Below are 9,961 nucleotides of genomic sequence, written 5' to 3' on the forward strand. Positions count from 1 at the left end.
GGTGTCGCTGTCGGCCCCCCGGGGCGGTGTTGTTTTGGGTTGGGCGGCATTGGCACCAACGGGAGCCCGGTCCTGGCTTTTTTTTTTACCGGGGCATTGTTGGTTTTAAAGTCCCGCCCGTCACAACCCAACTGTCCCACATATGTCCACTCAGACAGCAGCACCCTTGTTAATGTTCGAACGAACACTTATCGAGGCGGCGTGGCATTGCGCGTCCGAGAGTGGAGAGGCAAGCCATGAGCACACGCAACATCACCGGTCCCGGCCGGACCGCTTCCTGCTACTTCCGGACCACGGTCGACTCACCACACCGCAAGGCCTTGGTGCAGATCAATGAAGACTGCAATTTGCACTGCGCGCACTGCTTCGTCTCGGCCACCAGGATCGGCAGGCAGATGCCGCTGACCGGGGTCGTGGACAAGGTGATCCCCCGCCTCGTGCAGTGCCGGGTCACCCGGGTAACCCTGACCGGGGGCGAGCCGACGCTGCACCCGGACTTCCTGGGAATCGTCCGGGCGTTCCGGGCCGCCGGGATGCAGGTCGGGGTCTGCACCAACGCCACCACGCTGGACGAGGAGGGGATCGCGGAACTGGTGGCGGTGGGCGGGGTGCACTGCAACGTCTCCCTCGACGGGTTCGCCGCCGAGTCCCACGGTCGCTTCCGCGGTGACCGTGCCTCCTTCGACATCACCGTCGCCACGGTGCGCAAGCTCGCCGCAGCGGGCCTGTTGCAGGGGTTGCTGTGCACGCCCAACAGCCTGGCCCACGACGAGGAATACACCGCGCTGTGCGCGTTCGCGCGCGAGCACGGCGCCCGGTACGTATTGCTCAACCCGCTGGGCAGCATGGGTCGGGGGGTGAAGTCCCAGGCGCGCCTGGCGAAGTCCGCGATGCACATGCAGGAGATCTTCGAGCGCACCATCCCGTTCGACGGACCGGAGTTGGACGTCGCCCACATCCGTTTCCCCAACACCGAGGGACGGCCGCTGGCCGGGTGCGAGGCCGGCACCATCCTCTACGTGTTCACCCCCGGCGAGGTCACGGTGTGCCCCTACCTGGTCTTCGCCGCCCGGACCCCGACCTCCCGGCACGCCGACACCGAGTTCATCGTGGGCAACATCTTCACCGACCCCGATGTGGCCGACCGCCTGGACGCCTACCGGTTCCACGACCGCTACCAGGTCGGTGACAACCCCTCCTGCCGATCTTGTTCCCTCGACGCGGACTGCGGCAAGGGCTGCCCGGCCGCCGTGGTCGCCGCGGGCGGACGCATCGGCGAAGTCGACACCGAGCAGTGCCCCATGCCCACGCAGGGACGACGGCTGCTGCCGCTGACGCCGGCATGACCAGCCCGAGCCCCGACCGGCTCCGCCTGCCCGGCACGCTGGTCAGCGTCGACGGCCCCGGCGGTGTCGGCAAGTCCAGCACCGTCGCCCGCGTCATGGACCTGCTCGTCGCCACCGGCCTGGCGGTGCACGCCACCACCCAACCGTCCCGCACCCCGCTGGGCGAGCTGATCCGCCACGGTACCCACCTCTACCGGGGCGTGGCGCTGGCGAGGCTGTGCGCCGGTGATCGCGCCCACCAGCACACCACCGAGATCCTGCCCGCCCTGGAGGCCGGCGCGATCGTCATCACCGACCGCTACCTGCCCTCGTCCCTGGTCCTGCAAGGCCTGGACGGGCTGTCGATGGACACCGTGTGGACCGTCAACGACGGCGTCCACCGCCCCGACCTCGCGGTCATCCTCACCGCCGACCCCGACGTCATCGCCCGCCGCCTGCACAGCCGCGGCACGCACAGCCGCTTCGAACAAGCTCCCGACAGCAGCAGGCACGAGGTGGCCGGCTACCACAAGAGCATCGACTACCTGCGCGAACGCGGCTGGCCCGTGATCACTTTCGACGTCACCACCGCCACGGTCGACACGGTCGCCCACACCCTCGCCGCCCTCATCCGCACCACCCACACCCCGACCGCGGCCCACCCGGTCGACCAGGAGTTCCCGGCATGTCCCTGAGCCTGCTCACCCTCAACCTCGGCGCACCCTCCCTCGACCGCGCCCGACGCCAACTGGCCTGGCTGGCCACCCGTCCCGAGGACGTCCTGGTCCTCACCGAGACCAAAGCCACCCCCGGCACCCGGCACCTCGTCGACGCCTTCACCGCCGCCGGCCACGCGGTCACCATGCCCCACCACGCCCCCGGCGAACTCGGCGTCACCATCGTCAGCAGGCTGGCCACCCGCCCCGACCCCATTACCGACCACCTGGACCACCTGCCCGCACGCGCCGCCGGCATCGTCGTCGACACCGACCACGGCCCCCTGCGCATCCTCGGCGCCTACGTCCCCTCCCGCGACGCCACCCCCGCCAAGACCGAGCGCAAGAAACGCTGGACCAACGCCTTCCTCGCCGCCCTGGACACCACCCGAGGCGATCACCCGACCGTGCTGCTGGGCGACCTCAACGTCGTCGAACCCGACCACCAACCCCCGCACAAAGGCCAGTTCGCCCCCTTCGAGTACGACTTCTACCGCGACCTCACCGACCGCTGCAGCCTGGTCGACACCTACCGCCACCACCACCCCGACCGCGTCGAACACAGCTGGGCCCGCCGCCCCGACCTCGGCTACCGCTACGACCACGCCCACACCAGCCCCGACCTGCTCCCCCACCTCACCGCCTGCACCTACCTCCACCACACCCGCGAACCCGACCCCGACGGCACCCGCCTGACCGACCACTCCGCACTCACCGTCAGCCTCACCCTCACCCCCACCCACCGGCTGCTAACCTCCGACCCCACCACGGCGGCCACCCACGACGACCCCGAGCTCACCCTCTTCTAACCACCCCCGGTCGCCGTCCCCGACCAGCCCGCACCCGAGGGACACCGCGACGGATGGCCAGCACCACCACACCCCGCATCGGCGCCCGCGTCCTCCTGCTCGACCCCGCCGACCGCGTCCTGCTCATCCACGCCCGCGACCCCGACCACCCCACCCACCACTGGTGGGAACTACCCGGCGGCGGCCTCGACCCGAACGAAACCCCCACCGACGCCGCCCGCCGCGAACTCGCCGAGGAAACCGGCATCCACCTCAACCAACTCGGCCCCCACCTGTGGACCCGCGAAAGCCGCTTCCACTACCGCGGCCAAGACCACCACCGCATCGACCACGTCTACCTCGCCCGCACCACCACCATCACACCCCACGCCGCCCCGCGCCCCACCGACAACGAAAAACTCGGCCTCGTCGAACACCGCTGGCGCACACTCGACGACCTGAACACCTGCCACGACAAACTGCTCCCACCCGAACTACCCCACCTGCTCCACGACATCATCAACGGCCGACTCCCGGACCCACCCCTCGTCCTCGCCCCCTAACCCGATCGACCGCATCACGAACCAGAAGCCCCACCACTCCGAAAACGCCGGTACCACGACGTCAACATCCAGCTCTTCGCCGACCCGGCAGTGGTGTTGGTGTGGGCCTCGGCGGCCCTGCCCGGCGCCATCCGCGATCTGCTCGCGGCCCGAACCCACGACCCGGGTCGACACGCCGGCCGCCAATGAGCTTCCCCCGGTAGCCCGGTGGCTTTGGACCTACCCCACCGGACCGACGACTTCCGGTTCCTCATCCGCGACCGGGCCCGTCAGTTCACCGCCCCGTTCGACGCGGTCTTCTCCGCCACCGGCATCCAGGTCGTGAAGAGTCCACCACGGTGTCCACCGGCCAACGCCCACACCGAGCGGATCGTCGGCACCGTCAGGCGCGAAGGCGCATCGCGGTCCAGTGGTCGTCCACGTAGGTGTCGCAGACCGTCCTCGGAGCGGGTCCCAGGACGGTCCGCCACCCGGCGGGGACGGGGGTGGCGGGGGGCCACAGGCTGTGCTCGCCGCGGTCGTTGAGCAGGACCAGGAACGGGCCGTCGCCGTCGAACGGGTTTGTCACACCGGCACCTCGTGTGGTTTCGGGACGCGGCCGCGCACCAGTGGGCCGGTGGCCGCCGTGGTCAACAGGGCCACCAGGACCAGGACGGTGAAGGCCGCCTCGTTGATGAGGCCGTGCTGCAGGCCGATGGACACCACGACCAGTTCCGTGACGCCTCGGCAGTTCATCAGGGCGCCCAGGGTGAGGGCGTCCCCCGTGGACCAGCCGGCGGCCAGTGCGCCGCCGGCGGCTCCGACGACCTTGGAGGCGGTGGCGGTCAGGAGCAGCACCAGCAGGGCCCACCATATCCCCACGTCGCCGCCGAAGAGGCCGAAGGCCGTCTTGAGGCCGATGCCGGCGAAGAACAGCGGCAGCAGGACGGAGACCGCGAAGCCGTGGAGCTGCTCCCCCACCGCGGTGATCAGCGCGCTGTCGCGGGGCACGGCCAGGCCGAAGAGGAACGCGCCGATGACCGGGTGCAGGCCGACGACCTCGCTGAGCGCCGACCAGGTGACCGCGCCGACCACCAGCACCGGCAGCATGACGGCTTCGGGTTTCGGGCGGTCGCGCAGGAGCCGGTCCAGGGCCACGAGGGCCGGTCGCGCGCACAGGGCCGTGGCCACGACCAGCGCGACCGCCGTGGCCGCCTTGGCCGGCACGGCGCCCGCCCCGCCACCGTCGGTGAGCGTCAGCACGACCGCCAGCGCCGACCAGGCCACGGCGTCGCCGATCGCGGCGCAGGCGATGGCCACGGTGCCGATCCCGGTGGTCCGGATGCCGGAGTCCAGGAGGATGCGCGCCAGCACGGGCAGCGCTTTTAAATACAGGGCGATGCCGAAGAACAGGACGTAGGGCAGGAGCGGTTCGCCGGCCGGCAGGAAGGCGTCCCGCCACAGCCACGCCATCAGCGCCCCGGCGGCGAAGGGCACGGCGATCGAGCCGACCACGACCAGGCCGACGACCCGTTCGCTGCCGGCGACGCGTTCGAGCCTCAGTTCCGCACCGAGCAGGAACATGAACGTCACCACGCCGAGCTGGGCGGCCATCGCGAGGCCGTCGGTGACCTCGGGGGTGAACAGCGCCCGCTGCCCGTCGGGCCACGCGGCGCCCAGGGCGGAGGGGCCGACCAGCAGGCCGCCGGCGATCTCGCCGACGACGGGCGGCTGGCCCAGGCGCGCGAACAGCAGGCCGAGGAGGTGGCTCACGGCGAGGACCAGGCCGACGGCGGCCAGGAAGCGGGCCACGGAGGTGACGCCGTCACCGACCCGCGGGCCGAGCAGGGCCAGGGCACCCGCCAGGGCGGCGGCCCCGACCAGCGGTCCGACCCGGTGCCGCCAGCCGGCCGTCCGCGTTGACCGGGAGGGCGTCATCGCGGCCCCCCGGCGGGGGTGGCGGGGAACGCGGGGGCCAGGTGCGGGAGGGTCTGCACGCAGGCGATGAGGCTGCGCAGCTCCACGGTCAGGTAGTTGCTGTGGACGAGCAGGGCGCACAGCTGCCCGAGCGGCAGCCAGCGGTAGGAACCGGGCAGCGCGGTCGGGAAGTCGTCGCCGACCTCGACGACGACGTACCGGTTGCTGGCGTCGAGGAACCGGCCGCCCTCCTCGGACTGCATCACGTCGTAGCGGATCGCGGCGGGGTCGGCGGCGAGGACGGCGTCCAGGAACGGCGGGACCTGCTCGGGCGGGAGGCCCCGGTAGTTGTCCGGGGTGCAGTGCACGGAGGCGGCCAGCTCGACCCCGTTGAGGGAGCCGGCGTCCAGCCTGGCCTGCACGAGCACGTCGAGCGAGCCGCGCGTGCGGCGCACCAGCAGCGCCAGCAGGCCGCTGCCCACGGGGGCGATCAGCGGTTGGCACCAGGAGGTGACCTCGCGCGACCCGGTGCTCACGTCGACGCCCACGACCGTGAAGAACCGGCCGCTGTCGTGCTCGATGCGGTCCGGGCCGCGCCGCCAGCCGTGGTTCGCGCCCCGGTTGAGCGGGATGCGCGCCTGGAGGAACTCGCGGCGGGCGCGCTGGTCGGTCACCCAGCTCAGCACCTCCGCCGCGCCGCGCGGGTCGCGCTCCCGGAAGGACTCCAGCACGGCCGCCCCGAAGTCGTCGGTGTCGAACCCGTCGCCGTCGGGGTCCGCGGCGGCGGCGGCGACCTCCGCGACGGGCAGGCAGGACAGCACGGTGCGGGCGTCCATGTTCACCACGTCGTCGCGGTGCAGCAGCCGTCGGATCTGGCCGAGGGTGAGCCAGCGGAACCGGTCGTCGTGCTCGACCGGCGCGGTCGTCTCCACGACCATGTTGCGGTTGCGCTTGTGCAGGAACCACGCGTTCTGCTCGGACTGGAGCACGTCGACGAGCACGCCCGACGACCCGTCGCGCAGGAAGTGCTCCAGGTGCGGGATGGAGGCGCCGCGGTGCACGCCCGTGTAGTTGCTGCGGGTCGCCTGCACGGTCGGCGAGAGCTGGACGACCGTGACGTTGCCCGGCTCGAACTTCGCCTGCATCAGGAAGTGCAGGACGCCGTCGAACTCCTTGACCAGCAGCCCGAGGACGCCGATCTCAGGCTGCACGATGATCGGCTGCACCCAGGTGTCGGTGTCGGCGGTGACCTTGACGGCCTCGACGGTGAAGAACTTGCCGCTGTCGTGGCCGAGGTTGCCGGTGTCCTCGGCGAAGTGCCAGCCGCGCAGCTCCGCGAAGGGCACGCGGCGGACGACCGCGGCGCACTCGGCCCGCTGTCGCTCCAGCCACGCGTCGACGTCCGCGTTCGGGGTGAGCGGGCTGTCCGCGCGGCGGGCCGAGCGCAGCAGCCGCAGGCCGGTGTCCACCCCCGCGGACGGTCCGGTGCCGTGGGCGGTCATGCGCACCTCCGTTCTTGCCCGGCCCCGTTCCGCGGAACGGTCCGGGGCTGGTCTCGGGGACGGGCACCGCATTGTGCGGTCAGGGAGGTCGGCCGGCGCTGCTCAGAATTGACCGTCACGGCCGGGTCGTCGCGGTGCACACTCGGCGGGCCCCGGGCGTCCCGGTGGCGCTGCCGGACCGGGAGACGTGACGATGGCAACCCTGGTGTGGGACTACCTGGCGGAGTGGGAAGACGAGCGCGCGGACATCATGGACGCCGTCGAGACGGTGTTCTCGTCGGGCCGGCTGGTGCTCGGCCCGAGCGTGGCCGGGTTCGAGCGCGAGTTCGCCGACTACCACGGCGCGGCCCACTGCGCGGGTGTGGACAACGGGACGAACGCGCTGGTGCTGGCGCTGCGGGCGCTGGGCGTCGGCCCCGGCGACGAGGTGGTCACGGTGTCGAACACGGCCGCGCCCACGGTCGTGGCGATCGACGCGGTCGGCGCGGTGCCGAAGTTCGTCGACGTGCACCCCGACACCTACCTGATGGACACCGACCAGGTGGCGGAGGTGCTCACCGAGCGCACGCGCTGCCTGCTGCCGGTGCACCTGTACGGCCAGTGCGTCGACCTGGACCCGTTGACCGAGCTGGCGCGCCGGCACGGGCTGGCGCTGCTGGAGGACTGCGCGCAGGCGCACGGCGCGCGGCGGCACGGGAGGATCGCCGGGACGACCGGCGACGCGGCGGCGTTCTCGTTCTACCCGACCAAGGTGCTGGGCGCCTACGGCGACGGCGGCGCGGTGGTCACCTCCGACGACGGGGTGGACGCCCGCCTGCGGCGGCTGCGGTACTACGGCATGGCCGAGAAGTACTACGTGGTGGAGACGCCCGGCCACAACAGCCGCCTGGACGAGGTGCAGGCGGAGATCCTGCGCCGCAAGCTGCGGCGCCTCGACGGGTACCTGGCCGCCCGCCGCGAGGTGGCCCGGCGCTACGCCGAGGGGCTCGCCGACACCGACCTGGTGCTGCCCGCCGTGGCCGACGGCAACGACCACGTGTACTACCTCTACGTGGTCCGCCACCCCCGCCGGGACGAGGTCCTGGAGGCGCTCAAGGCGCACGACGTGCACCTGAACGTCAGCTACCCGTGGCCGGTGCACACCATGAGCGGTTTCCGGCACCTGGGGTGGGCACCCGGTTCCCTCCCGGTGACCGAGCGGCTCGCCGGGGAGATCTTCTCGCTGCCCATGTACGCCGGGTTGGCGCCGGACGTGCAGGACCGGGTCATCGACGCGGTGCGCTCGGTCCTGACCGAACTGTCCTGATTGGAGCGTTCCGTGAAAGCACGCGGGCTCGCCGTCGACGGCGCGTTCGAGTTCACCCCGAACACCTTCCCCGACGACCGGGGCCTGTTCACCTCCCCCTTCCAGGAGGCGGCGTTCACCGAGGCCACCGGGCACCGGCTGTTCACCCCGGCGCAGACCAACCACAGCCGGTCGCGGGCCGGCGTCGTGCGCGGCGTGCACTTCACCACCACCCCGCCGGGGTGCGCCAAGTACGTGTACTGCCCGCGCGGCGCCGCCCTGGACTTCGTGGTCGACCTGCGGGTCGGCTCACCCACGTTCGGGCGGTGGGACGTGGTCCGCGTCGACCCGGTGGACTTCCGCGCCGTGTACTTCCCGGTGGGCCTGGGGCACGCGTTCGTGGCACTGGAGGACGACACGGTGATGTCCTACCTGGTGTCGTCGGCGTACGTGGCGGAGCACGAGCTGGCGGTGCACCCGCTGGACCCGGCGCTGGGCCTGGAGCTGCCCGACGGCCTCGAACCGCTGCTGTCGGACCGGGACACCGTCGCGCCGACCCTGGCCGAGGCCGAGGCGGCGGGCCTGCTGCCCCGGTACGAGGAGTGCCTGCGGCTGGACCGGGAGCTGACCGCGTGAGCGCGCGGGCGGTGGTCCTGGGCGGCACGGGGTTCATCGGCTCGGCTGTGCTGCACGCACTGGCGCGCGACGGCCTGGCCGTGCGCGCGGTCGCCACCCGGCCGACCTCGCCGCCGCCGGGCGCGACGGCGTTCGAGGACGTGGTGCTGGACCTGACGGCGCCGGGTGCGCTGGCCGGGGTGGTGGCCGACGCGGACGTGGTGGTGTACGCGCTGGCCCACCGTTCGGGTTCGGGCTCGTGGCGGGCCGCCGACGGCGACACCGCGGCCGAGCGGGTCAACACCGGGTTGGTGCTCGACCTGGTCGACGTCCTGTCGGCGCGGGGCGGCCCGCCGCCGGTGGTGCTGTACGCGGGGACCAAGAGCCAGCTCGGGGACACCGACCGGGTCCGCATCGACGGTTCGGAGACCGACCGGCCGCGCACCCCGTACGGCAGGCAGAAGCTGGCCGCCGAGCTGGCGCTGACGGCGGCGGACACGGACGGCGTGCTGCGGGCGGTCTCGCTGCGGCTGCCCACCACCTACGGCCACGTGCCGGGGTCGGGCGCGGTCGACCGGGGCGTGGTGTCGGCGATGGCGCGGCGCGCGCTGGCGGGCGAGCCGATCACCATGTGGCACGACGGGACGGTGCGGCGGGACCTGCTGCACGTCGCGGACGCGGCGGAGGCGTTCCGCCTGGCGCTGCGCCACGTCGACCGCCTGTCGGGCCGGCACTGGGTGATCGGCACCGGCCGCAGCGCACCCCTGGGCGAGGTGTTCCGGGAGGTCGCCGGCCTGGTGGCCGAGCTGACCGGGCGGGACCCCGTGCCGGTGCGCTCGGTGCCCCCGCCGGGTGAGGTCGACCCCGGCGACCTGGAGAGCGTGGAGTTCGACGCCTCGGCGTTCACCGCCGTCACCGGGTGGCGACCGCGCGTCCCGGCGGACGAGGGGTTGCGGGACACCGTGGCGCGGCTGGTGGCCGACGGCGTGGCGCACCGGTAGCGGAGTCGCGGCAGGACGGACGGCGCGGCGGGAGAACCCGCCGCGCCGTTCGGCGTGCCTGTGAGAAGTCGTTGCGGGACAACGAAGTTGATGATCCTCGAGTGCTCAACGTTGCGCAGACCGGGCCCGGTGGCGGGCAGCAGGATCTTCCTCACAGCACAGAGCGAGGGGAGGTGACCACACATGAAGAAGCTCGTCGTCCGCCGCCTGGAGACCGTCAAGACCAGCGCCGCGACCTCCTGCTCGGTCGTCGTCGCCTGACGACACCCG

At 72.3% G+C, this 9,961-nt stretch carries 10 protein-coding genes; 7 read left to right on the top strand and 3 right to left on the bottom strand.

Features of this window, described 5'->3' with window-relative positions; all coding sequences use genetic code 11:
- Nucleotides 1-236: 236 nt before the first annotated feature.
- From ACFV4N_RS33365 to ACFV4N_RS33380, 4 genes are read left to right on the top strand one after another with little or no spacing between them, the layout of a single operon-like run.
- A complete protein-coding gene (locus ACFV4N_RS33365) occupies nucleotides 237-1,346 on the top strand; it encodes a radical SAM protein (RefSeq protein WP_499676638.1) in 1,110 nt (369 codons plus the stop codon).
- Nucleotides 1,343-2,020: a dTMP kinase gene (gene tmk, locus ACFV4N_RS33370; RefSeq protein WP_499676639.1), complete on the top strand. Its 678-nt coding sequence runs from the start codon at nucleotides 1,343-1,345 to the stop codon at nucleotides 2,018-2,020. Before ACFV4N_RS33365 ends, tmk begins: the two co-directional genes overlap by 4 nt.
- Nucleotides 2,011-2,850 (top strand): exodeoxyribonuclease III, encoded by an 840-nt coding sequence (locus tag ACFV4N_RS33375; protein WP_499676640.1) that lies wholly within the window; start codon nucleotides 2,011-2,013, stop codon nucleotides 2,848-2,850. Before tmk ends, ACFV4N_RS33375 begins: the two co-directional genes overlap by 10 nt.
- 53 nt (nucleotides 2,851-2,903) lie before the next feature.
- On the top strand, nucleotides 2,904-3,392 hold the full coding sequence (locus ACFV4N_RS33380; protein WP_499676641.1) for an NUDIX hydrolase: 489 nt from the start codon (nucleotides 2,904-2,906) through the stop codon (nucleotides 3,390-3,392).
- A 382-nt stretch (nucleotides 3,393-3,774) separates the two neighbouring features.
- Here the strand turns inward: ACFV4N_RS33380 and ACFV4N_RS33385 are convergent, their stop codons facing one another.
- From ACFV4N_RS33385 to ACFV4N_RS33395, 3 genes are read right to left on the bottom strand one after another with little or no spacing between them, the layout of a single operon-like run.
- Nucleotides 3,775-3,960: an MbtH family protein gene (locus tag ACFV4N_RS33385; protein ID WP_499676642.1), complete on the bottom strand. Its 186-nt coding sequence runs from the start codon at nucleotides 3,958-3,960 to the stop codon at nucleotides 3,775-3,777.
- A complete protein-coding gene (locus ACFV4N_RS33390; protein WP_499676643.1) occupies nucleotides 3,957-5,309 on the bottom strand; it encodes a cation:proton antiporter in 1,353 nt (450 codons plus the stop codon). The genes ACFV4N_RS33385 and ACFV4N_RS33390 overlap by 4 nt, the downstream gene beginning before the upstream one ends.
- The gene (locus ACFV4N_RS33395; protein WP_499676644.1) at nucleotides 5,306-6,790 is read right to left on the bottom strand and encodes an NDP-hexose 2,3-dehydratase family protein; all 1,485 of its coding nucleotides are present in this window, start codon (nucleotides 6,788-6,790) and stop codon (nucleotides 5,306-5,308) included. Before ACFV4N_RS33395 ends, ACFV4N_RS33390 begins: the two co-directional genes overlap by 4 nt.
- A gap of 193 nt (nucleotides 6,791-6,983) precedes the next feature.
- Here ACFV4N_RS33395 and ACFV4N_RS33400 point away from each other — a divergent pair, with 193 nt between their 5' ends.
- The 3 genes from ACFV4N_RS33400 to ACFV4N_RS33410 are packed head-to-tail and all read left to right on the top strand — an operon-like array spanning nucleotide 6,984 to nucleotide 9,691.
- Nucleotides 6,984-8,096 carry a DegT/DnrJ/EryC1/StrS family aminotransferase gene (locus ACFV4N_RS33400; protein ID WP_499676645.1) on the top strand — a complete coding sequence of 371 codons (1,113 nt, stop codon included), beginning with the start codon at nucleotides 6,984-6,986 and terminating at the stop codon, nucleotides 8,094-8,096.
- A 12-nt stretch (nucleotides 8,097-8,108) separates the two neighbouring features.
- Nucleotides 8,109-8,711 carry a dTDP-4-dehydrorhamnose 3,5-epimerase family protein gene (locus ACFV4N_RS33405; RefSeq protein WP_499676646.1) on the top strand — a complete coding sequence of 201 codons (603 nt, stop codon included), beginning with the start codon at nucleotides 8,109-8,111 and terminating at the stop codon, nucleotides 8,709-8,711.
- Nucleotides 8,708-9,691, top strand: coding sequence for an NAD-dependent epimerase/dehydratase family protein (locus ACFV4N_RS33410; RefSeq protein ID WP_499676647.1), 984 nt, complete (start codon nucleotides 8,708-8,710; stop codon nucleotides 9,689-9,691). The genes ACFV4N_RS33405 and ACFV4N_RS33410 overlap by 4 nt, the downstream gene beginning before the upstream one ends.
- Nucleotides 9,692-9,961: the final 270 nt, after the last annotated feature.

The sequence above is a fragment of the Actinosynnema sp. NPDC059797 genome, assembly GCF_042732085.1.
Classification (GTDB): domain Bacteria; phylum Actinomycetota; class Actinomycetes; order Mycobacteriales; family Pseudonocardiaceae; genus Actinosynnema.

What these genes read in the sequence shown, in the direction of transcription:
- ACFV4N_RS33400 (WP_499676645.1), top strand. Translation starts at nt 6,984, where the DNA reads ATGGCAACCCTGGTGTGGGACTACCTGGCGGAGTGGGAAGACGAGCGC.
- ACFV4N_RS33395 (WP_499676644.1), bottom strand. Translation starts at nt 6,790, where the DNA reads ATGACCGCCCACGGCACCGGACCGTCCGCGGGGGTGGACACCGGCCTG.
- ACFV4N_RS33380 (WP_499676641.1), top strand. Translation starts at nt 2,904, where the DNA reads ATGGCCAGCACCACCACACCCCGCATCGGCGCCCGCGTCCTCCTGCTC.
- ACFV4N_RS33365 (WP_499676638.1), top strand. Translation starts at nt 237, where the DNA reads ATGAGCACACGCAACATCACCGGTCCCGGCCGGACCGCTTCCTGCTAC.
- ACFV4N_RS33375 (WP_499676640.1), top strand. Translation starts at nt 2,011, where the DNA reads ATGTCCCTGAGCCTGCTCACCCTCAACCTCGGCGCACCCTCCCTCGAC.
- ACFV4N_RS33390 (WP_499676643.1), bottom strand. Translation starts at nt 5,309, where the DNA reads ATGACGCCCTCCCGGTCAACGCGGACGGCCGGCTGGCGGCACCGGGTC.
- tmk (WP_499676639.1), top strand. Translation starts at nt 1,343, where the DNA reads ATGACCAGCCCGAGCCCCGACCGGCTCCGCCTGCCCGGCACGCTGGTC.